This is a genomic window from Streptomyces sp. NPDC002574, assembly GCF_042889545.1.
Lineage (GTDB): Bacteria > Actinomycetota > Actinomycetes > Streptomycetales > Streptomycetaceae > Actinacidiphila.
The window spans coordinates 583,347-605,866 of record NZ_JBIARB010000001.1; the positions used below are offsets into that span (position 1 = coordinate 583,347).

Genomic DNA, 22,520 nt, shown 5'->3' on the forward strand with positions numbered 1-22,520 from the left:
CCCCGCGCACACGGACCGGCCCCCCACGCCCTGCGGCGCGGGGGGCCGGTCCGTACCGGTGGATCAGGCCGCGTGCCCGCGGTGCGGGACGCCCAGCCGCCAGCCGTCCGCCAGGGCCCGGCGGCCCCATGCGGCGTTGGTGAGCAGTGCCGTACCGCCGTACCAGGCGACCACGCCGGCCGCCAGGCCGACCCAGCCGGCCACCTTGCCGAGTCCGCCGTTGGAGGCCAGGGCGGCGATGCCGGACAGTGCGGCGGAGACGGTCAGCAGCCCGAAGGCCGCCTGCGCCACGCCGCCCATCTGCCAGGCCGCCATCGTGAGGGTGAGTGCCAGCAGCGCCCACAGGAGCATGAACAGCCCGACGACCTCCTTGCTCGCACCCGCGCCGGATCCGCCCGACCAGGTCACCCAGAAGGCGCCCAGCGAGGCGAATGCGGTGCCCGTGAAGCCGTTGCCGCCGTAGAACTCCCACATGCCGGCGACGAATTGGGTGATGCCGCCGACAAAGAGCGCGAGCCGTGCGGCGTCCGCCGCCGCGGCGTTGTCGATGACGCCCGTGCTGAACAGCCCGAAGGCGATCAGTGTCAGGCCGAGTGCCAGATATCCCAGAGCCGCTGCACCGGCTCCCGCTGTACGTGCCGTGGAGACGTCGTTGTCCACCGCCGGCCCCCTTCGTGTTCGAGGGAAGAAACTGCAGGTGAAATACCCTTCACAAGGGCACAAGCAATCCCTCGGAGCCGACATTCACGGCAACTGGCGCCGAATCGTTATGGAATGACCACGACAGGCCGCTGCGCACGCCGGGCGAGCCGTCCGGCGACCGAGCCGAAGATCTTTCCGATGATCCCGTGCGTCCCGCCCACCACGATGGCGTCGGCCTCGTACTCCCGGCCGACCTCCTCCAGCTCGTGGCAGATGTCCCCGCCGCGCTCGACGAGGATCCACGGCACCTCCGACAGGTGGTCGGCGCAGGCGAGTTCGAGGCCGAGGACCTCGGTGCGGTGGTCGGGGACGTCGACGAAGACGGGCGGCTCGCAGCCGGCCCACACGGTGGCCGGCAGGCGGTTGGCCACGTGCACGATGATCAGCGCGGAACCCGACCGGCGTGCCATGCCGATGGCGTACGCGAGCGCCCGCTCGCTGGACATGGAGCCGTCGAAGCCGACCACCACCCCGTGCCTGAAGGCGGGGTCGCAGGCAGCGCGCGGCTCGGAGTCCGCCTGGGGTACCGCCGCCGATTCGGCGAGCGGCTTTCCGTCGGCGGGCTCGGGGAGCTCGTAACCGGCCATGATGCGGTTTCTCGGCAAGGTCGGCGCCGGTGGCACCGAGTGGGCGGACAACAACAGTGCGGGGGCCGCGGGACCGGCCGGATTTCGACCGATAAGGGGCTGCCCTTCCCGCTGACTCCAGAGTACGGCGGCCCCGGTCCACTGCACAGAGGTGCGCGGACCCTCACAGCGTCCCCTTACCCCGGAGTTTCCAGGAGAATGCCGGAGCGCGGCGCCGAGCGCAACGCCACGTCGCCAACCGGACAAGTCGCCCCTCCCGGCCCCGTCCCGGCCTGTCCGCCACCGGCCATATCCGGAATCGTCCTCAGGGCCCGTTCGGGGCCTGGGGGCGCACTCGTTCATCGGCCACCCGGGGGGCGCACGACGGGGCGCTGACCTGGGGCGCGCGCAGTGATTCCCCTCATTTTCAGCCAACTTCACTGTGGCAAAGGCCACTTGGGACACACCACCGCCAACCGCCCTACCACCGGTGGGGAACCGGAATGAGGGGGCGCACAGCCCTTGTGCGCCCGTCCACCGCTGCGAGGCACACTTCACGAGCGGAACGCTTCGTGATCGAATGCTTCACGCCACGTGGTCATGTCGACATACCGGCAGGTGATGAACTTGCCATTGCGGATGCAACTGACCCAGTAGATTCGATCTTGAGAGACAACGGCGGGGGATCCGTGCAGGACCGAGAGGACGAGTCGACCGAGGGGGGCCCCAGCTCCATGAACCAGGAGTCCAGGACCGGCACCATGGCGGAGATCCAGTCGGCCGCCGGCATGTCCACCGCACTGTCCGTGCCGTCGGGGGCTTCCGTTGCCCCGGGGCACTCGGGCGCCCACGGCCTCCCGAACATCCCGGGGGTTCCCGCCGCGACGGCCGCCTCCGCGGCCGGCCCGTCCGCCGCCGCGGCGGCCGGACGCGCGCCCCGCAAGCTGTCGGCGCGACGCCGTCAGGAAGTCGTGGCCGTCATGCTGTTCAGCGGCGGCCCGATCTTCGAGAGCTCGATTCCCCTGTCGGTGTTCGGCATCGACCGGCAGGACGCCGGGGTGCCCCGCTACCGACTGCTGGTCTGCGCCGGCGAGGACGGTCCGCTGCGCACCACCGGCGGCCTCGAACTGTCCGCGCCCTACGGGCTGGAGGCGCTGTCGCGGGCCGGGACGGTCGTCGTTCCCGCCTGGCGCTCCATCTCCCAACCGCCGCCCCCCGAGGCGCTGGACGCCCTGCGCCGCGCCCACGAGGAGGGCGCGCGCATCATCGGCCTGTGCACGGGCGCCTTCGTGCTCGCCGCCGCCGGGCTGCTGGACGGCCGCCCCGCCACCACGCACTGGATGTATGCGCCGACGCTGGCCAAGCGCTACCCGTCGGTCCACGTCGATCCCCGTGAACTGTTCGTCGACGACGGCGACGTGCTCACCAGCGCCGGCACCGCCGCGGGCATCGACCTGTGCCTGCACGTGGTCCGCAGCGACCACGGCAGCGAGGCGGCCAACGCGCTGGCCCGCCGGCTGGTCGTACCGCCGCGCCGGGGCGACTGGGGCGGCCAGCCACGGCACCTGGACCGCTCTTTACCGGAGGAGATCGGGGGCGATCCCCTCGCCGAGGTCGTCGCGTGGGCCCTGGAGCACCTGCACGAGCAGTTCGACGTGGAGACCCTCGCCGCGCGCGCCTACATGAGCCGCCGCACGTTCGACCGCCGCTTCCGCACCTTGACCGGCAGCGCCCCCCTGCAGTGGCTGATCACCCAGCGCGTCCTGCAGGCGCAGCGCCTGCTGGAGACCTCCGACTACTCCGTCGACGAGGTCGCGGCCCGCTGCGGCTTCCGCTCCCCCGTCGCGCTGCGCGGCCACTTCCGCCGGCAGCTCGGCTCCTCCCCCGCCTCCTACCGTGCCGCCTTCCGCGCCCGGCGCCCCCACGAGGAGCCCGACGCACCCGCGGCCGCCAAGGACCCGCGCGGCCACGAGCCGTCCGGCGGCCCCGTGCCCGCGCCGCGCCGCGGCTCCCCGCAGGGGGCCGAGCGCACCGCCGGGGTGCTCCCCATCCCCGGCCAGGGCGGCCCGACGGCCGGCAGCGGGATCCTCAAGCAGGAGCCCGACACGTACGCCCGCATACCCGAACAGGCCGGCAGCCGCTTCGACGCCCGCGAGACGCACCCGCTGCGGCGCCCTCGCGACGGCCGGGACGGACGCGGTCGGAACGCGGCTATGCCTGCTCCGCGGGATCGCCCCGTAGGGTGAGACGTATGAACGACCGGATGGTGTGGATCGACTGCGAGATGACCGGGCTCTCCCTGGCCCAGGACGCTCTGATCGAGGTGGCGGCACTCGTCACCGACTCTGAGCTCAATGTGCTCGGGGAGGGGGTCGACATCGTCATCCGTCCCCCCGCGGAGGCGCTGGAGAGCATGCCCGACATCGTCCGCACGATGCACACCGCCTCCGGGCTGCTGGAGGAGCTCGACGGCGGCGTGACGCTGGAGGAGGCCGAGAAGCTCGTCCTGGACTACGTGCGCCAGTACGTGAAGGAGCCCCGCAAGGCGCCGCTGTGCGGCAACTCCGTCTCCACCGATCGGGGCTTCCTCGCCCGCGACATGCAGACGCTCGAGCAGTTCATGCACTACCGGATCGTGGACGTCTCCTCGATCAAGGAGCTGGCCCGCCGCTGGTACCCGCGGGCCTACTTCGCCAGCCCCGAGAAGAACGGCAACCACCGCGCGCTCGCCGACATCCGCGAGTCCATCGCGGAGCTGCGCTACTACCGCGAGGCCGTCTTCGTCCCCCAGCCGGGACCCGACACGGACACCGCCCGCGCCATCGCCGCGAAGCACGTCCTGCCTGCGGAAACGGCGAAGTGACCGACCCGCGGGAAACGTAGGCGCGAGCACCCTCCCGGACCCTGTACACTTTTCCTCGGCCGGTGCGAAGGAAACACAAGCGCCGGTCATGGTGGGTGTAGCTCAGCTGGTAGAGCACCTGGTTGTGGTCCAGGATGCCGCGGGTTCGAGTCCCGTCACTCACCCTCTGAAAAGAGGCCGCTGACCAGCGGAAAGCCGGTCAGCGGCCTCTTTCGTTTCCTCGGTGGCCACACCAGTGGCCACCCGGGATCTTGAGAAGGGCCCTACGGTCCCCACATGGCGAGCATCCGTAAGCGCGTCCGCAAGGACGGCAGCACCGCACATCAGGTTCGTTGGCGCGAGGGCGGCGCCCGTGACGGCGCCCCTCAGGCGGAGGTCTTCGACTCCGAGCCGGAGGCCAAGCAGTTCCAGGCCCTCGTGGACGCACACAATCAGCACTGGCCTCCCGGGTGGGTCAAGGGCGAGGGCTTCGTCCAGCCGGGCGAGGGCGACGAGGGCAAGAAGGTCATCACCTTCGCCACGTGGGCCGAACACTTCGTGGAGACCCTCACCGGCGTCGAGGTCCGCACCCGGCACGACTACCGCCGCGACATCAAGAGGCACTTCCTCCCCTGGTTCGGGGACAAGGACGTCTGCTCCCCCGAGGCCATCGGGCCCGACCACATCCGCCGGTGGGTCAACGCCCTGGAGTCCGGGGAGCGCGACAAGAAGAACAAGGAGGCGTGGGTCCGCAAGCCGGTGAGCCCGAAGACCATCGCGAACCTCCACGGCCTCCTGTACGGCATCTTCCAGAGCGCGGTCGAGGCCCAGCCGGCCCTGAGGGCCGCGAACCCCTGCTCCCGTACCCGCCTCCCCCGCACGGACGACGGGATCGTGGACGAGATGGTCTTCCTGGAGCGGGAGGAGTTCACGATCGTCCGCGAGGCCATGGGCAAGATCTGCAAGGGCGACGCCGTGGACCTGATCGACATCATGGTGGGCACCGGGCTGCGCTGGGGCGAGATCTCCGCCCTCCAGGTCCGCGACATCACCATCCGGGGAGCCCACAAGGTCCTCCGGGTCCAGCGGGCCTGGAAGCGCCAGGAGGACAACACCTTCCTGCTCGGCAAGCCCAAGACGAAGAAGTCCCGCCGCTCGGTCGTCCTCTCCCCCGCCCTGGTGGAGATCCTGGAGCGCAACATCGCCGGGAAGCGTGCCGAGGACTTCGTCTTCACCACGGCCTGGGGCAACCCGTGGCGCCACGGGAACTTCTTCCACCGCCGGTGGACCCCGGCGGTCTCCCTGGCCCAGGACAGCGGCCTCACGAAGAAGCCCCGGCCCCACGACCTCCGGCACACCCACGTCTCCTGGCTGATCGCGGCCAACGTCCCCCTGCCCGCCATCCAGGCCCGCCTGGGCCACGAGTCCATCACCACGACCGTGGACCGGTACGGGCACCTGGTGCAGCAGCTCGATGACGAGGTGGCCGCCGCTGTCGAGGCCGCCATGACGGGCGAACGTCCGGCCCTGCGCATCGCGTCCTGACCCCGAGCAGCACGAAGCCCCTGACCGTGAGCGAGCAACGGTCAGGGGCTTCGTCGTGTCCGTCAGCGACGGCGCCGTGCCCGGGAGGGGACAAGCCCGGGGAGGGGCCCCGTCGGTACCGGAGCGGGGGGAGCTTCCGGGACGGACGCAGGAGCCGAGCGGACTCGGCAGATCTTGAGGATCGACTCCAGGTCCTCGTCCGTGAACAGGACTTGGCGGCCGACCTTTACATGCGGGAGCTTCGAGAGGTTCCGCCGGAGCCACCGGTCGGAGGGCTGCCGCAGTATCGCGGCGGCCTCCTCGTAGGTGTGCAGGTTCGGCGTCTCCATCACACGGGCTCCGGCTGGCCCGGGACCATGCCCGTGCTGCCGTCGTGGAGAGTCCCCGGGACAGGGCACAGGCACTCTCCATCCATGTGACTCCACTCGGGAGCCGGCCCGTACGCCGGGGTCCACCGCAGGGGCGGAACGTTCTGGGCGGCCTCGCCGCACTCGCCGCACACGTACTGGCCGCTCACAACATCGGCTCCATCTTGCAGTAGCGGCCCTTCTCGTTCTCGCGCTCCACCAGGGCCACCGCGGCCTCCTGGGTGAGCTGGGAAGAGATCGAGACGACGCCGTTCGTGCGGTTGAACTCGAAGTCGTTGGAGAAGACCGTGACTTCGTAGAGCTGCTCCACGTCAGACACTTCCGTTCTGCCACTGCTCGCGGGAGTCGAAGGTCAGGGTCTTGCCCTCACGACTGTCGATGAAGACCTGGACGGCCTTCCCGCCGTGCGGTCCGTATTCCACGACCTGGGTGTCCGGCCGGGGGTGCTCCGAGGACCACGAGATGGCCCACTGACCGTCCAGCTCCAGCAGGGTCACCCGGTCGCCGTCGTCGGTCGCGTACAGGGCTTTCTGGTTCCACTCAGACATTGATGTCCCCCTCCGAATTACAGACGGCCGTCGCCGTCGAACGGCTCGGGCTCGTAATCCACCGCGAGGTCCGCCATGGCCTGTTCGGTCGTTCCGCCGGGCGGGATGAACGGGCACACCGGCGGGCAGTCGTAGCGTCCGTCATCGCAGGTCGAACAGGTGCTGGCCATGGGACTCCCCCTCCTCCAAACAGAATTTAAAATCGTCCGGCTCCAGAGAAGCCGGAAGGCCCGTCCCCGGATTCCTCCGGAGCGGGCCTGTGAGCTTTCAGCGTACCGGATTTCCCCGGCCTGTCGAACTCCCCAACAATCCTAGGAGAGGGCTCGGAATTTAAATTCCTGACTCGTGGATCTCTGCCCAGTACCCCTCAAGCTGGACACATCTCGCGTACTCCCAGCGGGCCGGGTCATCGGCCGCCAGGGAGAGCATCCGGGCCGCCTCCTCGTTCCCCTCGGCCCTCAGCTCCAAGGCCCTCCGCATGGCCCTCTGGTAGCCCCGGAGCGTCACGTCGAGACCGTCGGGGGTCTCGGTCAACCCGTGCCGTTCCAGGGCCTCCTGACGCCATCGGGAGGTCACGCGTAGGACCAGGCCACGATGCGCTTCCGCATCTCCGCGACCCTCGCGAGGAGTTCCGGGTCCTCCTGGACCACCGCGGCCTCCCGAGCCGGCCGGGCGTTTGCGACTCCGTTCGGCGGAGTCGCAAATCCCGCCACAGTGTCCGGGACGATGCCGGGCTCCGGCTGCTCGTCCAGCTCCATCCAGCGCCTCCAGTCGGCCTCCGTGGCCCCGGCGAAGACGTGGAGGAGCTTCCCCAGGTCCTTCCGGTGCTCGGGGCTCTCCGCCTCGTCCAGGGCGTCCTGGAGGTACGCGGCGTACTGGGCCGGGCTCTTGGCCCTCCGACGGACCTCCAGCTCGTCAGCCGTCAGGGGCCGCTGGATGCGCCGCTGCTCCTTGGCGTGGTCGTTCTGGAGCTTCTTCACCCGGGACATCAGGTCCTCCGCGTTCTCCTCCACCATCCGGAGCTGGATTGACCAGTCCAGGGCGTACCGGGTCGCTCGGGCCTTCCCGGTCCGGGCGAGGACCCCGTGCTTCTCCAGCTTCTTGGCCAGGCGCTTGGCCTTGTCGGTCCCTCCGGCCAGCTCGGCCCACTCCTTGGCGGACAGGTCCACGGTGGAGAAGCCCAGGAGGACCCCGACCCGCCAGCCCTCCCCGCCCAGCTCGCCCTTGTCCCGTCCCCTCCAGAGGTCCAGGGCCGGGTTCGCCAGGTCCATCACGGCCTGCTCGGAGAATCGGTGCGCGTACCGCACACGGTAAGTACCAAGGTCCTTCAGACCCTTCAGGGTCTCCTCCCCCAGGGGGGTAGGGGGGTTCTTATAGGTAGTGCTCTTGGTGTGCGGTAGCCGCACCGATTCGGCGAGGGCGTACGAGCCCTTCTCCCGGCCCTCGGAGGTCCAGGAGGTCCCGCGCTCGATGGTCCGGACGAGACCGTGAGGGGACAGGCCGCCGTCGTACCCGGCCGTGATCTCCCAGACCTGCTCCTGGTGAAGGCCCGAGGCGATGGACAGGGCCCGGATGCCCCGGACGGGACCGGACAGGAGGGAGAAGGCGATCCGGCACTCCGGAGTGGCCTCGGGGTGGTCCAGCAGGACCGAGAGAATCGCGGGGAGGCCCTCCGGGAATTCCTGGAGAGTGATTCGACCCGCAGCGTCCTGGACGCTAGAATCAGAGGACAACTTCACGGTGGCTCCTCGTGCTTGGACGTGGGTGGAGCTGCCGGTCTCGGAGGTGTAGGAGCCTCCTGGACCAACCGGGAATTTAAATTCCCTGACACCGCCTCTGGGTTACGCAGCCCAGAGGCTTTGTCGTGTCTGGGGGTCAGGATACGCACGCGTATAGCACCTTGGCCAACTTCTACAGGGCTCCAACAATCCTTCGCACACAGGATTGTTGGAGCGTTTCCATATTGAGCGAAGGGCCCATCCGTAACCCAGCAAGTGCTATTGTTGTCGCATCGCACCAAGCGATTGACCGCCATTTTGGCGAAACGACTCCTCCGGAGGCAGTTCCCCACACGGGGATGGCCTCCGTGTGTTGAGTCGGAGGGATACCGCCAATGCAAAGCGGCCCCACGAACGAGCTGGTACTCATCGAGTCCCGCTCCTTGCGAGACCAGACCATCGAGCGCACGGACGTGCTCGACAAGGTCAAGGCCCTCGTTACCCTGCCGAACGGCTTCCACGTCACCACCCAGATGGTGGCCACCTACTTCGAGGTGCCGGTGGAGACCATCAAGTCGGTTGTCGAGGACAACCGAGCGGAGCTGGAGGAGCGCGGATACCGAGTTCTGCGCGGTGCGGAGCTGACCGAGTTTGCGAGTCCCTTCGGGGGACCCGCAAATCTGGGGCTGAGCCCGATGGCCCGGTCCCTCGCCCTCTTCACCCGCAAGGCCGTGCTCAACATCGGCCAGCTCCTCACGAAGTCCGAGGTGTCCCGGCAGATCCGGACGTACCTCCTGGACGTCGAGGAGGCCCAGCACGCCGCTCCGCAGTTCCAGATCCCGCAGACCCTCTCCGAGGCTCTGCGGTTCGCGGCTGACGAGCACGACCGGGCCGAGAGCCTGAAGGCCGAGCTGGCCTCCGCCACTGCCGTGGTCCAGGAGCTGACGCCGAAGGCCGAGGTCTACGACGACCTGATCCAGCATGGCGCCAACCGGACTGTCGGCGAGGTGGCCAAGGAGCTGTCCACGCCCGAGCGGAAGGTCATGGAGGGCGAGTTGCGCCGCCGGATCATCCACGAGTGGCGGTGGGCCTTCCAGAAGCTCCGGGAGTGCGGAAGCACCCAGTACACCCCTTACGCCCACCGGACGGACTACCTGGTCCTGGGCGAGGAGAAGTACCCCCACAACACCCGGCCGGACTGCTGGCACGCGACCATGCGCATCACCCCGATGGGCCGTGAGGCCATCCGCCAGAAGCTCGACAAGGAGGCGGCCAAGGCCCAGCCGGCCGCCGCACCCCGGATCATCGCTCCGGCCCCCACCGAGGCCGAGATCGTTTCGATGATCCGGCGAGGTGCCTGATGACGCGCCTGAGCACTGCTCCCCTGGCCGCTGACGAAGTCCACGCGGTCATGACGGACACCGAGCTGGAGCACACCTCCAAGGCCGTCTGGGCGTACCTCCGGGCCGTCTCGGACCCCCAGGCCGTGAGGCCGGTGGCCGAGGTGCTGGGCATGGCCAGGGGCACCGTCATGCGGGCCATGACGGCCCTGGAGGCCAAGGGCCTGATCCGCCGGGTCAACGGCGTCTGGGTCTCCGAGGAGACGTCATGAGCGCCCTGGACGGCCTGATCGTCACGAACGGCCCGGAGCAGATCGAGGAGATCCGGGTCCACTCGGACGGCGTGATCGAGTCCGTCGTCAGCCGCCCCATCCGGGTCTTCGAGCGCCAGGAGGACGGCTCCCTCGTGGAGCTGCACGGCGACGAGAAGGCCGCAGCACTGGAGGCGTTCTGGGCCTCCGTCGACATCTTCAAGCAGGAGAACGGCGCATGATCATCACCCTCGCGCTCCACGCCATCGCCGCAGGGATCTGCCTCGGCCTCATCATCGCGGTCGTGCGCCGCTGGAAGCGGAGCGCCCGATGATCTACGACCTGACGACCGCCAACCTGATGCGCTTCGTCGGAGTGGTCCTGGACCGCCACGACGATCACCTCTGCAACGAAGGCCCCACCGAGCAGGGCGTCCGGATGCTCAAGCGGATCGACGCCTTTGTCCGCCACACGCCCCTGAGGCCCGTCTTCGGCATGACGTTCGACCTCGCGGGCTTCGGGTGCGTGCCCGTCCACTTCGAGAGCGACGACGCCAAGTACGTCCTGCTCAGCGAGTGCGCGGAGGAGCTGGGGTGGTCCCTGCCGAAGGCACATGAGTGGGCCGAGAGGCAGTACCAGTGGGACATCGTCGACCAGCGCCGGGCGGACGAGGAGCGCGGAGACGGCCGGCTCGGGTACGAGGGGCTGCGCGGTTACGTCGACCTCCAGCTTGACCTGATCATGGACGACCCCGAGGCCAAGCCCGACAGCAGTGGAGCCCAGTGGTCGACGGCCGGGGACTGGCTCGTCTCCTCGGACCGACTCCCGTGGCTCCTGTCCTGCTCTCCGTGGGGCCAGGAGTTCTTCATGAACACCGTGGACGCCTTCAGCCATGCCTTCGTGAAGAACTTCGGCGAGCAGCTCAAGGACGTCCCGACGTACGGCACGGACGGTCAGCCCACCGGCGGGAACGCCCTGGAGGACCTCTTCCACACCGACCTGACCGAGGAGGAGGCGCTCCGCAAGGCCCGCCGCGGTCCCTCTCTGGACGTCAAGGGGGATGGCCAGTGACCCTGACCGCTGCCGACTTCTTTGCCGGTGCGGGCGGTTCCGCCTCGGGGGTCATCAAGGTCCCCGGGGTGGAGCTGCGCTTGGCGGCCAACCACTGGGATCTTGCGGTCAAGACCCACCAGCTCCACTTCCCCAAGGCCGAGCACCGCTGCGCGGACCTCTCCCAGGTCGACTTCCGTACGTACCCCTCGGTTGACCTGCTGTGGAGTTCGCCGAGTTGTACGAACCACTCGATCGCCCAGGGCAAGAAGCAGGCCCAGGACGACCAGATCCCCGACTGGGAGGGCAATGTCCTGCCCACTGAGGCGGGGGCCCGTTCGAGGGCGACCATGTGGGACGTCCCGCGCTACTTGGAGGCGATGATCAACCGGGGACGTCCGGTCCTCGGAGGCGTCACCGAGAACGTGGTGGACGTCTGCCGCTGGGTGCTCTTCCCGGCCTGGCGGAAGGCCATGGAGGCCCTCGGCTACGACCTGATCCCGGTCTTCCTTAACAGTGCCCACGCGCACGCCCGGAAGGCCCTGTGGAGCCCGCAGAGCCGGGACCGCGTGTACTTCCTGTACGTCCACAAGAGCGTCGGCCGGAAGATCGACGTGGAGAAGTGGACCAGGCCGTTCGCCACGTGCTCCGAGCACGGCACCGTGCGGGGCCGCCAGTTCTTCAAGAAGAAGGGCGAGCCCTGGGGCAGGTTCAGGAGCCAGTACTACTTCCTGTGCCCGGAGCCCGGCTGCGCCCTCGTGGTGGAGCCCAAGGCCCTCCCGGCGTCCACGGCTGTCGACTGGACCAATCCGGGGCAGCGCATCGGCGACAGGGTCAAGCCGCTGGCCGCCAAGACCCTCCAGCGGATCGAGGACGGCCTCAAGCGGTACGCCCGGCCGATGATGATCCCGACCGAGGGCAGGGACGGGAAGCTCGCCAAGCCCCTGGACGAGCCCGGCAGGACCCAGACGACCCGCCGGGAGAGCGCCGTGCTCTTCACCCCGGCGTTCGTCGCGGAGCTTCGGGGCGGGAACAGCAAGCACAGGCCGCTATCGGACCCGCTGGCCACCGTGACGGCCGGAGGGTTCCACCACGCCTTAGTGGTGCCCTACTACTCCACGGGGCGGGCCAAGACCGTGGACGTTCCGCTCGGGGCGCTGAGCACCGTCGACCGCTTCGCCCTCGTGGAGCAGCAGGCCCGCGTGGAGGACTGCACGCTCCGCATGCTCCAGGTCCCCGAGATCGCTCGGGCCATGAGCTTCGACCCGGATCACGAGATCCTCGGCAACAAGCGTGAGTCGACGAGGCTCTTGGGCAACGCGGTGACTCCTCCGGCCTCCGAGATCCTGATGAGCGCCGTGGTGGAGGCCGTCACCGGGGAGTCCCTCGAACCGGCGGTGGCGGCGTGACGGTCTTCTTTTTGGGGACCCACATCCCCTCCTGGCTGGCCACGACGGAGGTTCCGCTCTTCGTCTCCCACCGCCGTCTCACCAAGCGCCGGACCCTCCCGAGGGCCCGCACAGACTGGGCACTCGACTCCGGCGGCTTCACCGAGCTGTCGATGTACGGCGGCTGGACCACCGAGCCGGCCGACTACATCCGGGCCGTGCGGCGGTACCGGGACGAGATAGGCAACCTCGCCTGGGCAGCTCCTCAGGACTGGATGGTCGAGCCGTTCATGCTCCGGCGGACCGGGCTCACCGTGGCGGACCACCAGCGCCGGACGGTCGAGAACTTCGAGCGGCTCCGGGACATGGCCCCGGACCTCCCGATCGTCCCGGTGATCCAGGGCTGGACCCTCAGCGACTACCGGCTCTGTGTGGACGAGTACGTCGCGAGGGGCGTCGACCTCCTCGCGGAGCCCACGGTGGGCATCGGCTCGGTCTGCCGACGGCAGGGCACCCGGGAGATCGGGGCGGTCGTCGAGACCCTGGCGGCCGACGGCATCCGGCTCCACGGCTTCGGGGTCAAGCTCCAGGGCCTGAGGGCCTACCGGCAGCACCTGACGTCAGCGGACTCGATGGCCTGGAGCTACTCGGGCCGCCACAAGCCCGGCTGCGGGCCGAGCCACAAGTCCGAGTCCAACTGCCTGAAGTACGCCCTGACGTGGCGCGAGAAGGCCCTGTGCTGACCGCCCTGGCGGACGCCCTGACGAAGGACCCCGAGGCCGTCATGGACCTCGGGGTCCTCCTCGGGCTGATCCACGAGGCCAGCGAGGGAGACGAGGAGCGCATCCACCAGCTCCTCTCCCAGGCCCCCGAGATCACCGAGGGGGCCACCCGGGGCGAGTACGCCCTCAAGCTCCGACTGATCGAGATGGGAGTGACCCCGTGAACATGAGCATCTACGAGTGCTTCATCTGCGGAACGCCGCAGGAGTCGAGGACCTGCCCCCAGTGCTTCAGCCGAATCCGCGGCGTCCTCGCCCAGTTGCCCGAGCAGTACGCGTACCTCCTCGCGAGCCGTCAGCCGCGTCAGGGAGGGCCCGGCGACGGACGGGGCGGGAAGCGTCTCCACGCCCCTCTCCCGGGGCGCGAGGACACCCTGAACATGCTCGGTCCGGCAGCCCGTCAGAGCGTCACTGACGGGCGCGACCAGGTGGGCCCGACGCCCTTCGCGGCGGTCCTGGAGGGGTGGTGCGAGGCGGTGAGCTACGAGCGCGGATTGTCGGCCCGGTACACCGAGGGACTGATGACCGTCAGGCGGGACGTGACGTCCATGACGCGGCGGCTGACGGACCACTTGGACTGGATCTCCCAACAGGACTGGGTCCCGGACTTCTTCGAGGAGATCCAGGAGCTGCTGACGGCCACGAAGCGGATCACGCTGACGGAGCCGAGGCGGGTCGCGATCCTGGGCGTCCTCTGCCCCTCGTGCGGTGAGCAGCGACTGATGAAGGTCGAGGCCAGCGGGTGGGCGGCCCAGTGCCGGGACTGCCCGGCGGTCAAGTTCGACGACCACGACTACGACCGTCTGATCAAGGACCGAGTCCGGGGTCTCCAGGAGCTGTTGGGCACATGACGGCGTCAACCCCTGACGCCCGTCAGCGGGGACCGCTAATCTGTTGGGCACATAACCGAAAACCGCAGCGGGGACCGGGCCAGCCGCCAAGCAAGAGCCCGGTCCCCTAACCACAGCGAGGGGCAACTCGCCATGGCTGATGAAAACCGTACCGTCCTGCCCTCGGGCCAGGGCGGGCAGAAGACTTTACGCGCCAACGGGGCCACCCAGGTGTGGCTGACCGCTGGTGCCGCCGCGTTGACGACCGCCTTGACCGTCGTCTCGTTCTGGTTGAGCTTCGAAGCTCTTCACGACTTGGCCACCGCTCACCGCCTGCACGGCGAGCGGGCCTGGGCCTGGCCAGCCACCGTGGACGCCTTCATCGGCATCGGCGAACTGCTTATCCTCCGGGCCTCCTTGATGCACCGAGTGGACTGGGCAGCCATCACCTTGACGGCGGCCGGCTCACTGGGCTCGATCGGCCTGAACGTCGCCGGGGTGGGCGTCAGTGACGACCCGCTCGACTACATCGTGGCCGCCGTCCCGCCCGTGGCCGCCCTGCTCGCGTTCGGCGTCCTGATGCGCCAGGTCCACGACTACCTCGTCTCGCGTCAGAGCGTCCTGACGGCTCCGCCAGTGCCGTCAGTAGCGCCCGTGACGCCCCCGGTGGAGGCCGAGGAGCCGGAGCCCCTCCAGGGCCTCCAGGAGCCTGTCCAGGCCCCCGAGGTCGAGGAGCCCGTGACGCCCGTCATGGAGCCGGAGGAGCCCGAGGGTCCCCCGACCCAGCGAGAGCAGATCGACGCCGTGATCCGGGGCCTGTACGACGCACTCGGCAACTGCCGCCCGCTGACCCGTCACATGGTCCGGGCCCTCGCTGACGCCAACCTCCCCTGCTCCGAGGGAACTGCCCGCGAGGCCCGGAAGCGAGTCGAGGCCGCAGAGCCCCACCTCCGGGACCTCCCCGAGGCCATGGCCGCCTGAGCGGCCCCCACAGACCTGATTGCGCACGCGCTCCACATCGCCGGAGGACGCCATGACCGACAACAAGACCCCTGACCCGCCCGAGCCGTCCGGGTACGCCGCCTGGACCGAGCCCGAGATCCACGTCCACCTGACCCACACCGAGGAGTCCCGCTGGGACTTCTCCTGGATGAAGATCGGCAAGAACCTCGGAGCCGCCACGGCGGCCTTCATCCCGGCGAACATCTGGGCCTCCGCGCTCCACGACGTCCAGCGCGAGCAGAGCATCGAGGGCGCCTGGTTCATGGCCGGGGCCGGACTGGTGATCGCACTGGTCCGCTTCGCCCACCACCGGGGCTTCTTCAGCCGGACCCTGCTCTGGATCGCCGTCCTCGGGGGCTTCCTGGCCCTGCCCGTCTTCTCCAGCGTCGTCGACATCATGACGGGCGGTGGCCGATGATCACCGTCACGACCGCCACGGTCACCCTGGGCGGCGTCACAATCGGCCTGTCCATCCTGGCCTGGCACCTCTCGCGCTGGTGGCGGACCGGGGGAGGCGGCCCGAAGGTGGGCCCCGCTGCTGGTGGAGGAGGCGGACGGGACCCGAAGACCTTGATCCCGCTCCTGTCCTCGGTGGCCCTCGGGATGCTGTGCGTCACGGCCGCCGGAGGCGTCCTGGGCACCGGAGCCACGATGCTCCTGAGCGCGGGCAACCTCCTCGGGGACTGGTCGCTGACGGCCGTCACGGGCTCCAGCACGCCGTCCGTGACGCGCTCCGGCCACAACGCCCTGACCCCGGGCGGGTGCGCGGCCTTGGTCGTCTACGTCATCGGCTTGATCGCGGTCTGGCGGAGCGGCGGCAAGCTCTTCCATGGCCGGGTCGTCTCGGGCGTCATCTGCGGCGTCATGCTCGGCCTGAGCGCCGGGTTCTCCGGGGTGGCCGCCTCCGCCGTCGTCACGGTCTTCAACTGGGCCGGGGACAAGGTCACAGGGGTCATGTGATGGAGAAGTTCCGAGCCGTCATGGAGCGCCTCGCCCGGGGGAGCAGCGTCCTCGGGTGGGGCATGGCCCGGGGCGTTGCCACGTGGCTCAAGGCCGGGGAGAAGGTCTCGGACTTCGTGGTCCGCGTGCTCTTCCTCGGCTTCCCCGTGGGCATCGTCTGGACCTTCCTTGCGGCCTCCCGATCGTTCATGTGGCTCTTCGCCATCGTCTGGTTCATCGCGGCCTGGAGGGCCGGGCGGCCGGCTCAGGGAGAGCAGGGCAAGGACGCTCCCGACCTCCACCCCGACGACCTCGTGGAGCTGCTCTGGGAGCTGACCGGAGACCGCAAGGGAGTCCACCTCTCGGCCGTCGCCGCACAGCTCCAGAAGGAGATCCCGGGGCGCCAGTGGTCGGTCCCGGAGGTGAAGGCGCTCCTGAAGGCCGCGGGCGTCCCCACGCGCCACTCCGTCCGGGTGCCGGGTGTCGGGGTGGCCGTGGGGGTCCACCGGAAGGACATCCCGGGGAGCCCCTCCCCCGCCCCTTCCGGGACCCCCGGTAGCGGTGTAGATCCGCAGGTCAACGCGGCTACAGCTACAGCTACTACGTACCGCAAGGAAGACATCGGGGGAGGGGCTGCGGTCGTGCTTCATCCCGAGGACGGTCCCAGTCGCCACACCGTGGTGCAGCCCCCGAAGAACTGATCAGCAACGAGAGAAGAGGACCCATGAACTACCTCGCGCAGTACCAGCAGGCGATGGCCGAGGGCAATCCCGAGTACGCCCGGACGATCTGCCTCTCCGCCTCCGAGGCGATCCGCCAGGGAGTCCTGACCGAGGAGGAGACGGCGGCCTTCGTCGCCGAGGTCAAGGCGAACCCGCCGGAGTAGCTCAAGCCCCGGGGCGGTCGACAGCCGCCAAGCATCCCGACCGCCCCGGTTCACCCATCCCCTTGACGAAGACAGGACCAGCATCATGGCACTGAACAAGAACATGAGCACCGCCCCCGAGAGCCGTCCGGACTCCCGCTTCGAGACCGTGTACGACGCGGAGCGCGGGGGCCACTACCCGCCGCAGGAGCAGCCGGCCCGGGAGCAGGACGGGCAGCAGCAGGGACAGCGGGCGGCGTCATGACCGAGGAGCAGAGCGAGGCCCAGTACCTGGAGGACTACCGGACGATCGAGCAGGAGCTGACGGCCGCCCAGGAGAAGGAGTTCGGGGCCTACGTGGGGTGGATCAACGCCTACGGCATCCGGCTACGGGAACTCGCCGAGAAGCACCCGTACCCGGAGGGGGCCTTCCAGCATCTCCAGGCATACGCGGATAGCTTTCTCGATCGCCTTCACGGCAACTGATCGACGGGCGTCAGGCACCCCGTCAGAGGCCGTCACGAGAAGCTCTTGCATCTTCAAATGATGTAGGTGCATACTCCGTGTCAGCAGCACCACTATGCCTGGTGAAAGGCCCCGACTCCCCTGGAGGAGTTCGGGGCCTTTCGCGTTTCCTGGAGGGCGTCATGACGGGTGACGAGGACTGGATGACGGCACAGGAGGCGGCGCTCTTCGCGGGCGTCCACATCCAGACGCTCCGGAGCTGGGTCCGCAGGGGCCACCTGGAGCCCGGCGGGCTGAACGCCCAGGGCCGGTACCTCTTCCGACTCGGTGACGTCGCCCGAGCGGAAGCCGCGACGCGCTCCAAGGGGATGACGCGGGCCTCCGCTACGCGGTCCCTCGCCATCGCCGCCTGAACTTAAGATCCGGAACCCATCGGAGGGCCCGTGGCCATCGCTGACGTCAACTTGCTCGCCTTGTGGGCGGACCTCGCGACCATGACGGACCCCCGCGAGAGCGATCCCTCCGAGGCCCCGATGCGGATCACCGTCGGAGAGCTGTGCGACTTCGCTGACGCCGTGCGGCTGTACGAGCGGACCCTCAACGAGGGCGGGGACGAGGAAGAGGCCATCGACACGGCCCAGAAGTCCTTCAACGACGCACGGCGCTGACGGGCGTCATCACCACCTGACCCGCGAATCCTTGGAGGGCCTCATGGCCACCCCCACCATCACCATGCAAGTACTCCAGACGGACGGAACTGCCTCGGAGCCTCAGCGAACTGAGCTGGTCAAGTGGGCCCAGGAGAACTGGGACGCTCATCGCCAGGGGGACGAGTCCACGGCTCGTGTGAAGGCCGCTCTCCGGTCCGTGCAGATGCAGCACCCGGGTACCGAGGCGTTCAAGGACTTCACCGTCGACAACGCTCTGAACTACCTCCACACCGTCTGTCGCCTCCGCGATGGCTCCATGGGCGTCTTCTTCTCGGACGCTGGCGTCATGGCGGCCTTCAAGCTCACCGAGCTGGTCCCGCTGCCGGAGAACCTGGAGCGAGACTTCATCTCCTGACGCCCGTCATGACGGACCGGTCCATGTGTCACCCGCGCGTACGCGAGAGGGGGCTCCATGGCCAGGAATCCGTTCACCGAGGACGAGCAGGACCGCTTGCGTCAGCTCCACGCTGACGGCCTCTCCCGCAACGCCATCGCGGAGGCCATGAGCCGGCCGCAGGTGACCATCAGCCGATGGGCTGAGCGCCTCGGGCTGTCCTTCGATCGCTCCGCCACGAGGGCAGCGACCGAGGCCCGTCAGGTCGATCTGACGGAGCAGCGTCAGCGCGCTCGACAGGTCCTGATGGATCACTTCTTCCGGCAGATGGACCGGACGAGCAGCCGCTACCTCCTGACGGCCGCGAGCAACTCCGGGGAGATCCACGCGCAGTTCGTGGACGAGCCCCCGGCCCGGGAGACCAAGGACCTCACCGCGGCTGCCGTACAGGCCCTGATGGCCGCCGAGAAGCTCACCGGGGACTCCGGGCGGGAAGAGGCCCAGGGACTCCTGAGAACGCTCGGGGAGGCCATGACGACGGCCGCCCGGGAGCTTGGGGGCGACGATGCCGACGAGTACGGCTCGTAGTACCCAGTTCCTGCTGGAGCGCTTCTCCCCAAAGCAGATCCTGAGCATCGCGGCGGCCAACCGGAGGATCAACCTCTGGGAGGGCGCGGTCTCCTCCGGGAAGACCATCGCCTCGGCCTGGGCCTGGATGATGTTCGTCCCCTTGGCGAGCACCACGGGCGAGCTGGTCATGATCGGCAAGACCAGGGACTCGCTGTACCGGAACGTCCTCCAGCCGCTGATGAACCCCGAAATCTTCGGGGAACTCGCGGACCAGATCGACTACACCCCCGGAGCCACGTCCGCCCGCATCTTCGGCCGACTCGTCCACGTCATCGGCGCGAACGACATCAAGGCCGAGAACAAGATCCGAGGCATGACCTGCGCCGGGGCGTACGTGGACGAGGCCACGCTCCTCCCGGAGAACTTCTGGGACATGCTCCTGACCCGCATGCGGGCCCCCGGAGCGCGGATCTACGCCTCCACGAACCCCGACAGCCCCACCCACTGGCTCAAGGCCAAGTTCATCGACGACCCGATCCAGCGGGCGTCCATGAAGGTCTTCCCGTTCGTCCTGGACGACAACGTCCACCTGGACCCCGAGTACGTCGCCCACATCAAGGCGAGCAACGCGGGACTGTTCTACAAGCGCTTCGTCCTCGGTCAGTGGGTCGCCGCCCAGGGCGCGATCTACGACATGTTCGACAGCACCACTCAGGTCGTCGACATCCTCCCGATGATCCGCAAGTGGGTCTCGGTGGGGATCGACTACGGCGCCACGAACCCGACCCACGCGGTCCTGGTGGGCCTGGCCGATGACCGACGGCTCTACGTCGTCTCCGAGCACAGGTACGCCAAGGGCTCCGCGAGCCTCTCCCTGACCCAGGCGGAGGCGTCCCGGCGGATCGTGCAGTGGCTGGACAACGTGCCCCGCCACGGGCGCGTACGGCCTCAGTACGTCGTCGTCGACCCGAGCGCCGCGAGCTTCAAGAGCCAGCTCCTCCAGGACGGCCTGAACCCCACGGCAGCCGACAACGAGGTCATCAACGGCATCCGCCTGGTCTCGAACCTCCTGGCGAACGACCAGCTCCGGATTCACCGCTCGTGCCGGGAGCTGCTCAAGGAGATGGACTCCTACACCTGGGACCCGAAGGCCGCCCTGGACGGCCACGACGCCCCGCTCAAGCAGAACGACCACGGCGTGGACGCCCTGCGCTACGCCCTCCGAACCACGCGCCTGCTCTGGCAGCACCAGCTCCGACGGGCCGCCTGACGACAGAGGAACGGGGGTGACCCCGGATGCCTCTGCCTGCTGGTGGAAAGATCCTCTGGCCCCCGCCCGAGCTGGACCCGGTGGCCCGCAAGCTCACCGAGTGGAATGCCTGGTACAGCGGGGACCCGGACGCGCTGACGTCGGTCTACAGCTCGGCCGGCTCAGCCACGACACCGACGGCCCAGACGTTCTTCGCGAGCGACAAGGCGTACGGTGCCTCGGGCCCCAGCACGGTGGCCAGGACCTTCTGGGGCTCCCCGCTGGAGCCCGGGACCCTGCGGACCAAGCTCCACGCCCCGGTGGCCGCCGACATCGCCGAGCTGAGCGCCAACCTGCTCTTTGGCGAGATGCCCAAGTTCACCGCGACGGACAGCGCCACCCAGAAGGAGCTGGACGCCTTCCAGACGGACGGCATGCACGCGTCCCTCCGGCAGGCCGCGGAACTGTGTGCGGCCCTTGGTGGCGTCTACCTGAAGGTCGTCTGGGACAACTCGGCCTCGGACCGTCCCTGGCTCTTCCCGGAACGGCCGGAGAACGCCGTCCCCACCTGGTCCTGGGACCGCCTCACGGGCGTGACCTTCTGGACCGTGCTCCACCAGGACGACGACTCCACCATCCGGCTCCTGGAGTGCCACGAGGTCGGCTCGATCTCCTACGGCCTGTACGAGGGCTCCCCCACCGAGCTGGGCGACCGCATCCCGCTGTCCGCCTTCGAGGGCACGGCGCACCTCGCGGAGCTGCACGGCGAGCAGGGCGTCATCCTCACGAACATCCCCTGGATGACGGCCGCCTACGTGCCGAACGTCAAGCCCAACCGGTGCTGGTACGGCATCCGGTGCGCCGCGAACCTGGGGCGCCCGGACATCGCCGGGCTCGAAGGGCTCATGGACGAGTACGACGAATGGCACACGGGCCTCCAGCGCGAGCTTCGGCTCAAAAAGCCCCGCATCCACGTGCCCCAGGCGATGTTGGAGACCGACGGCCCCGGACAGGGCGCCCGGGTCAACCTGGACCGCGAGGTCTACGTGGGCGTGATGGGCCTCGAAGCCGACATCACGGTCTCCCAGTTCACCCTGGCGGTCGACGAGCACCTGACCGCGCTCAGTGCGCTGTTCGAGGACATCGTCCGTAGCGCGGGCTACTCGGTGCAGAGCTTCGGCATCAAGGGCGAGGGCCCCGACCAGACCGCGTACGAGACCCAGGCCCGCAAGGAGCAGAGCCTCAACACGCGGGACCAGAAGATCCTGTACTGGCGTCCGGCCCTCCAGAGCCTCTTCCAGGCCCTCCTGGGCATCGACCGCGAGGTATTCGGCCACGCATCGGCCCCGGAGGCCGGGATCGACGTGGCGTTCCCCGACGCCGTCCAGCCGTCCCTGAAGGACCTCGCGGAGACGCTGACGATCCTCGTCTCGGCCAAGGCCATGAGCCTCCGCCTCCGCGTGCAGACGCTCCATCCCACCTGGACCAAGAAGCAGGTGGACGAGGAGATCACGGCCATTCAGGCCGAAGAGCAGGCATCCCTCCCGGCGGCAAGGCCCGCCTTCGAGCCCCCTGCTCCGCAGTAACCCCCGCAACCCCTGAAGCCCGGTCGCCAAGGCGTGGCCGGGCTCTTCGGCGAGCGTCACAAGGAGGACGACGTCATGAGCACCCCCACCGAGCCGCAGCAGAACCCGCAGCAGGGCGCAGGAGACCCGGGCAAGGCCCCGGAGACCCAGAACCCGCAGCAGCCCCCGGCAGGCCCTCCGGCCGGCTCAGGAGGTCAGGGTGACGGCGGCACCGGTAAGGCCCCCAAGTTCGAGGGCGAGTTCGACCCCGCCAAGGCCGCGCGCCTGGTCGAGAACCTGCGCACCGAGGTGGAGCAGGAGCGCACCAAGCGCACCGAGATGGAGACCAAGTTCTCCGGCTTCATGGACAACTTCACGAAGCTCTTCGGTGGTGGCGAGGAGAAGCAGCTCACCCCCGAGCAGATCGCCCAGAAGGCCCAGGAGAGCGACAAGACGGCCCGAGAAGCCACGGTGAAGCTCGCGGTCTTCCAGACCGCCGGGAAGCACGGTGGCGACGCTGAGGCGCTGCTCGACTCCGCCTCCTTCTCCAAGGCCATCGGCAAGCTCGACCCCTCGGCCGACACCTTCGCCGCGAACGTCGAGGCGGCCATCAAGAAGGCCGTCGAGGGCAACCCGCGGCTGAAGGCCCAGACGGCTCCCCCGGTGCCCGGCAAGGGCGGCTTCGACATGAACAACGGGAGCCCCGGCAAGCGCCAGCTCACCGCTGCCGAGGTCAAGGCGCTCTCCCCCGAGGCGCTGGTCAAGGCCCGCGAGGACGGCCTCCTGAAGGACTACCTCAACTCCTGACGAGACGCGCGCAGGCCCGAGCGGACCTCGCGGACACGGCCTCGTCATTCCCCGGCTGACGCACGAGGTGCACAAGGCCGCGTCC

The 22,520-nt window shown here is 69.1% G+C and carries 32 protein-coding genes and 1 tRNA gene; 26 read left to right on the forward strand and 7 right to left on the reverse strand.

What is annotated here, in order from left to right:
- Positions 1–63 precede the first annotated feature (63 nt).
- Both ACFYXS_RS02660 and ACFYXS_RS02665 read right to left on the reverse strand, forming a co-directional pair.
- Positions 64–660 (reverse strand): acetate uptake transporter, encoded by a 597-nt coding sequence (locus ACFYXS_RS02660; RefSeq protein WP_319661524.1) that lies wholly within the window; start codon positions 658–660, stop codon positions 64–66.
- Positions 661–767: 107 nt separating this feature from the next.
- The gene (locus ACFYXS_RS02665) at positions 768–1,289 is read right to left on the reverse strand and encodes a universal stress protein (protein ID WP_389242986.1); all 522 of its coding nucleotides are present in this window, start codon (positions 1,287–1,289) and stop codon (positions 768–770) included.
- Between the two features lie 713 nt (positions 1,290–2,002).
- On the opposite strand from ACFYXS_RS02665, the gene ACFYXS_RS02670 reads away from it, so the two are divergent.
- The 4 genes from ACFYXS_RS02670 to ACFYXS_RS02685 all read left to right on the forward strand — a co-directional run bounded on the left by ACFYXS_RS02670 (position 2,003) and on the right by ACFYXS_RS02685 (position 5,655).
- The gene (locus tag ACFYXS_RS02670) at positions 2,003–3,514 is read left to right on the forward strand and encodes a helix-turn-helix domain-containing protein (protein ID WP_389242988.1); all 1,512 of its coding nucleotides are present in this window, start codon (positions 2,003–2,005) and stop codon (positions 3,512–3,514) included.
- A 5-nt stretch (positions 3,515–3,519) separates the two neighbouring features.
- A complete protein-coding gene (gene orn / locus ACFYXS_RS02675; protein WP_389242990.1) occupies positions 3,520–4,131 on the forward strand; it encodes an oligoribonuclease in 612 nt (203 codons plus the stop codon).
- 91 nt (positions 4,132–4,222) lie between these two features.
- A tRNA-His gene (locus ACFYXS_RS02680) sits at positions 4,223–4,295 on the forward strand.
- Between the two features lie 112 nt (positions 4,296–4,407).
- Complete coding sequence (locus tag ACFYXS_RS02685; protein ID WP_389242992.1) at positions 4,408–5,655, forward strand: tyrosine-type recombinase/integrase; 1,248 nt, start codon at positions 4,408–4,410, stop codon at positions 5,653–5,655.
- 513 nt (positions 5,656–6,168) lie between these two features.
- Here ACFYXS_RS02685 and ACFYXS_RS02690 read toward each other — a convergent pair.
- From ACFYXS_RS02690 to ACFYXS_RS02710, 5 genes are all read right to left on the reverse strand, one after another.
- Positions 6,169–6,333: a hypothetical protein gene (locus ACFYXS_RS02690; RefSeq protein ID WP_389242995.1), complete on the reverse strand. Its 165-nt coding sequence runs from the start codon at positions 6,331–6,333 to the stop codon at positions 6,169–6,171.
- 1 nt (position 6,334) lies between these two features.
- Positions 6,335–6,571, reverse strand: a complete 237-nt coding sequence (locus tag ACFYXS_RS02695) for a hypothetical protein (protein WP_389242997.1) — start codon at positions 6,569–6,571, stop codon at positions 6,335–6,337.
- 17 nt (positions 6,572–6,588) lie between these two features.
- A complete protein-coding gene (locus tag ACFYXS_RS02700) occupies positions 6,589–6,741 on the reverse strand; it encodes a hypothetical protein (protein ID WP_389242999.1) in 153 nt (50 codons plus the stop codon).
- A 160-nt stretch (positions 6,742–6,901) separates the two neighbouring features.
- Complete coding sequence (locus ACFYXS_RS02705; RefSeq protein ID WP_389243001.1) at positions 6,902–7,105, reverse strand: hypothetical protein; 204 nt, start codon at positions 7,103–7,105, stop codon at positions 6,902–6,904.
- A 38-nt stretch (positions 7,106–7,143) separates the two neighbouring features.
- Positions 7,144–8,310, reverse strand: coding sequence for a hypothetical protein (locus tag ACFYXS_RS02710; protein WP_389243003.1), 1,167 nt, complete (start codon positions 8,308–8,310; stop codon positions 7,144–7,146).
- A 374-nt stretch (positions 8,311–8,684) separates the two neighbouring features.
- On the opposite strand from ACFYXS_RS02710, the gene ACFYXS_RS02715 reads away from it, so the two are divergent.
- The 22 genes from ACFYXS_RS02715 to ACFYXS_RS02820 all read left to right on the forward strand — a co-directional run bounded on the left by ACFYXS_RS02715 (position 8,685) and on the right by ACFYXS_RS02820 (position 22,435).
- Positions 8,685–9,650 carry a phage antirepressor KilAC domain-containing protein gene (locus ACFYXS_RS02715; protein WP_389243005.1) on the forward strand — a complete coding sequence of 322 codons (966 nt, stop codon included), beginning with the start codon at positions 8,685–8,687 and terminating at the stop codon, positions 9,648–9,650.
- A 50-nt stretch (positions 9,651–9,700) separates the two neighbouring features.
- Entirely contained in the window at positions 9,701–9,901 is a 201-nt protein-coding gene (locus tag ACFYXS_RS02720) for a hypothetical protein (protein ID WP_389243007.1), read from the forward strand.
- Entirely contained in the window at positions 9,898–10,122 is a 225-nt protein-coding gene (locus tag ACFYXS_RS02725) for a hypothetical protein (RefSeq protein ID WP_389243009.1), read from the forward strand. Before ACFYXS_RS02720 ends, ACFYXS_RS02725 begins: the two co-directional genes overlap by 4 nt.
- A gap of 88 nt (positions 10,123–10,210) precedes the next feature.
- Positions 10,211–10,951: a hypothetical protein gene (locus tag ACFYXS_RS02730; protein WP_389243011.1), complete on the forward strand. Its 741-nt coding sequence runs from the start codon at positions 10,211–10,213 to the stop codon at positions 10,949–10,951.
- Positions 10,948–12,339, forward strand: a complete 1,392-nt coding sequence (locus tag ACFYXS_RS02735) for a DNA cytosine methyltransferase (protein WP_389243013.1) — start codon at positions 10,948–10,950, stop codon at positions 12,337–12,339. The genes ACFYXS_RS02730 and ACFYXS_RS02735 overlap by 4 nt, the downstream gene beginning before the upstream one ends.
- A complete protein-coding gene (locus tag ACFYXS_RS02740) occupies positions 12,336–13,061 on the forward strand; it encodes a hypothetical protein (protein WP_389243015.1) in 726 nt (241 codons plus the stop codon). The genes ACFYXS_RS02735 and ACFYXS_RS02740 overlap by 4 nt, the downstream gene beginning before the upstream one ends.
- Positions 13,055–13,264 (forward strand): hypothetical protein, encoded by a 210-nt coding sequence (locus tag ACFYXS_RS02745; protein WP_389243017.1) that lies wholly within the window; start codon positions 13,055–13,057, stop codon positions 13,262–13,264. The genes ACFYXS_RS02740 and ACFYXS_RS02745 overlap by 7 nt, the downstream gene beginning before the upstream one ends.
- 2 nt (positions 13,265–13,266) lie before the next feature.
- Positions 13,267–13,950 (forward strand): hypothetical protein, encoded by a 684-nt coding sequence (locus ACFYXS_RS02750; RefSeq protein ID WP_389243019.1) that lies wholly within the window; start codon positions 13,267–13,269, stop codon positions 13,948–13,950.
- A gap of 132 nt (positions 13,951–14,082) precedes the next feature.
- Positions 14,083–14,910 (forward strand): DUF2637 domain-containing protein, encoded by an 828-nt coding sequence (locus ACFYXS_RS02755; RefSeq protein ID WP_389243021.1) that lies wholly within the window; start codon positions 14,083–14,085, stop codon positions 14,908–14,910.
- Positions 14,911–14,962: 52 nt separating this feature from the next.
- Entirely contained in the window at positions 14,963–15,349 is a 387-nt protein-coding gene (locus ACFYXS_RS02760; protein ID WP_389243023.1) for a hypothetical protein, read from the forward strand.
- Positions 15,346–15,891, forward strand: a complete 546-nt coding sequence (locus ACFYXS_RS02765; RefSeq protein WP_389243025.1) for a hypothetical protein — start codon at positions 15,346–15,348, stop codon at positions 15,889–15,891. The genes ACFYXS_RS02760 and ACFYXS_RS02765 overlap by 4 nt, the downstream gene beginning before the upstream one ends.
- The gene (locus ACFYXS_RS02770) at positions 15,891–16,571 is read left to right on the forward strand and encodes a hypothetical protein (protein WP_389243027.1); all 681 of its coding nucleotides are present in this window, start codon (positions 15,891–15,893) and stop codon (positions 16,569–16,571) included. The genes ACFYXS_RS02765 and ACFYXS_RS02770 overlap by 1 nt, the downstream gene beginning before the upstream one ends.
- Positions 16,572–16,594: 23 nt before the next feature.
- Positions 16,595–16,756 carry a hypothetical protein gene (locus ACFYXS_RS02775; RefSeq protein WP_389243029.1) on the forward strand — a complete coding sequence of 54 codons (162 nt, stop codon included), beginning with the start codon at positions 16,595–16,597 and terminating at the stop codon, positions 16,754–16,756.
- An 85-nt stretch (positions 16,757–16,841) separates the two neighbouring features.
- Entirely contained in the window at positions 16,842–17,000 is a 159-nt protein-coding gene (locus ACFYXS_RS02780; RefSeq protein WP_389243031.1) for a hypothetical protein, read from the forward strand.
- The gene (locus tag ACFYXS_RS02785; RefSeq protein ID WP_389243033.1) at positions 16,997–17,221 is read left to right on the forward strand and encodes a hypothetical protein; all 225 of its coding nucleotides are present in this window, start codon (positions 16,997–16,999) and stop codon (positions 17,219–17,221) included. The genes ACFYXS_RS02780 and ACFYXS_RS02785 overlap by 4 nt, the downstream gene beginning before the upstream one ends.
- Positions 17,222–17,382: 161 nt before the next feature.
- Positions 17,383–17,613: a helix-turn-helix domain-containing protein gene (locus ACFYXS_RS02790; protein WP_389243035.1), complete on the forward strand. Its 231-nt coding sequence runs from the start codon at positions 17,383–17,385 to the stop codon at positions 17,611–17,613.
- Positions 17,614–17,643: 30 nt separating this feature from the next.
- Positions 17,644–17,868 carry a hypothetical protein gene (locus tag ACFYXS_RS02795; RefSeq protein ID WP_389243037.1) on the forward strand — a complete coding sequence of 75 codons (225 nt, stop codon included), beginning with the start codon at positions 17,644–17,646 and terminating at the stop codon, positions 17,866–17,868.
- Positions 17,869–17,911: 43 nt separating this feature from the next.
- Entirely contained in the window at positions 17,912–18,265 is a 354-nt protein-coding gene (locus ACFYXS_RS02800; RefSeq protein WP_389243039.1) for a hypothetical protein, read from the forward strand.
- A 57-nt stretch (positions 18,266–18,322) separates the two neighbouring features.
- Positions 18,323–18,832, forward strand: a complete 510-nt coding sequence (locus tag ACFYXS_RS02805; protein WP_389243041.1) for a hypothetical protein — start codon at positions 18,323–18,325, stop codon at positions 18,830–18,832.
- Positions 18,810–20,084 (forward strand): PBSX family phage terminase large subunit, encoded by a 1,275-nt coding sequence (locus ACFYXS_RS02810; protein ID WP_389243043.1) that lies wholly within the window; start codon positions 18,810–18,812, stop codon positions 20,082–20,084. The genes ACFYXS_RS02805 and ACFYXS_RS02810 overlap by 23 nt, the downstream gene beginning before the upstream one ends.
- 26 nt (positions 20,085–20,110) lie before the next feature.
- Positions 20,111–21,649: a phage portal protein gene (locus ACFYXS_RS02815; RefSeq protein ID WP_389243045.1), complete on the forward strand. Its 1,539-nt coding sequence runs from the start codon at positions 20,111–20,113 to the stop codon at positions 21,647–21,649.
- A gap of 75 nt (positions 21,650–21,724) precedes the next feature.
- On the forward strand, positions 21,725–22,435 hold the full coding sequence (locus ACFYXS_RS02820; RefSeq protein WP_389243047.1) for a hypothetical protein: 711 nt from the start codon (positions 21,725–21,727) through the stop codon (positions 22,433–22,435).
- The last annotated feature ends 85 nt before the right edge of the window (positions 22,436–22,520 follow it).

Coding starts and splice junctions, on each gene's coding strand:
- ACFYXS_RS02765 (WP_389243025.1), top strand. CDS start 15,346: ATGATCACCGTCACGACCGCCACGGTCACCCTGGGCGGCGTCACAATC.
- ACFYXS_RS02750 (WP_389243019.1), top strand. CDS start 13,267: ATGAGCATCTACGAGTGCTTCATCTGCGGAACGCCGCAGGAGTCGAGG.
- ACFYXS_RS02770 (WP_389243027.1), top strand. CDS start 15,891: ATGGAGAAGTTCCGAGCCGTCATGGAGCGCCTCGCCCGGGGGAGCAGC.
- ACFYXS_RS02760 (WP_389243023.1), top strand. CDS start 14,963: ATGACCGACAACAAGACCCCTGACCCGCCCGAGCCGTCCGGGTACGCC.
- ACFYXS_RS02700 (WP_389242999.1), bottom strand. CDS start 6,741: ATGGCCAGCACCTGTTCGACCTGCGATGACGGACGCTACGACTGCCCG.
- ACFYXS_RS02800 (WP_389243039.1), top strand. CDS start 17,912: ATGGCCACCCCCACCATCACCATGCAAGTACTCCAGACGGACGGAACT.
- ACFYXS_RS02685 (WP_389242992.1), top strand. CDS start 4,408: ATGGCGAGCATCCGTAAGCGCGTCCGCAAGGACGGCAGCACCGCACAT.
- ACFYXS_RS02755 (WP_389243021.1), top strand. CDS start 14,083: ATGGCTGATGAAAACCGTACCGTCCTGCCCTCGGGCCAGGGCGGGCAG.
- ACFYXS_RS02725 (WP_389243009.1), top strand. CDS start 9,898: ATGAGCGCCCTGGACGGCCTGATCGTCACGAACGGCCCGGAGCAGATC.
- ACFYXS_RS02820 (WP_389243047.1), top strand. CDS start 21,725: ATGAGCACCCCCACCGAGCCGCAGCAGAACCCGCAGCAGGGCGCAGGA.
- ACFYXS_RS02775 (WP_389243029.1), top strand. CDS start 16,595: ATGAACTACCTCGCGCAGTACCAGCAGGCGATGGCCGAGGGCAATCCC.
- ACFYXS_RS02785 (WP_389243033.1), top strand. CDS start 16,997: ATGACCGAGGAGCAGAGCGAGGCCCAGTACCTGGAGGACTACCGGACG.
- ACFYXS_RS02670 (WP_389242988.1), top strand. CDS start 2,003: ATGAACCAGGAGTCCAGGACCGGCACCATGGCGGAGATCCAGTCGGCC.
- ACFYXS_RS02805 (WP_389243041.1), top strand. CDS start 18,323: ATGGCCAGGAATCCGTTCACCGAGGACGAGCAGGACCGCTTGCGTCAG.
- orn (WP_389242990.1), top strand. CDS start 3,520: ATGAACGACCGGATGGTGTGGATCGACTGCGAGATGACCGGGCTCTCC.
- ACFYXS_RS02810 (WP_389243043.1), top strand. CDS start 18,810: ATGCCGACGAGTACGGCTCGTAGTACCCAGTTCCTGCTGGAGCGCTTC.
- ACFYXS_RS02715 (WP_389243005.1), top strand. CDS start 8,685: ATGCAAAGCGGCCCCACGAACGAGCTGGTACTCATCGAGTCCCGCTCC.
- ACFYXS_RS02815 (WP_389243045.1), top strand. CDS start 20,111: ATGCCTCTGCCTGCTGGTGGAAAGATCCTCTGGCCCCCGCCCGAGCTG.
- ACFYXS_RS02665 (WP_389242986.1), bottom strand. CDS start 1,289: ATGGCCGGTTACGAGCTCCCCGAGCCCGCCGACGGAAAGCCGCTCGCC.
- ACFYXS_RS02780 (WP_389243031.1), top strand. CDS start 16,842: ATGGCACTGAACAAGAACATGAGCACCGCCCCCGAGAGCCGTCCGGAC.
- ACFYXS_RS02720 (WP_389243007.1), top strand. CDS start 9,701: ATGACGGACACCGAGCTGGAGCACACCTCCAAGGCCGTCTGGGCGTAC.
- ACFYXS_RS02790 (WP_389243035.1), top strand. CDS start 17,383: ATGACGGGTGACGAGGACTGGATGACGGCACAGGAGGCGGCGCTCTTC.
- ACFYXS_RS02695 (WP_389242997.1), bottom strand. CDS start 6,571: ATGTCTGAGTGGAACCAGAAAGCCCTGTACGCGACCGACGACGGCGAC.
- ACFYXS_RS02730 (WP_389243011.1), top strand. CDS start 10,211: ATGATCTACGACCTGACGACCGCCAACCTGATGCGCTTCGTCGGAGTG.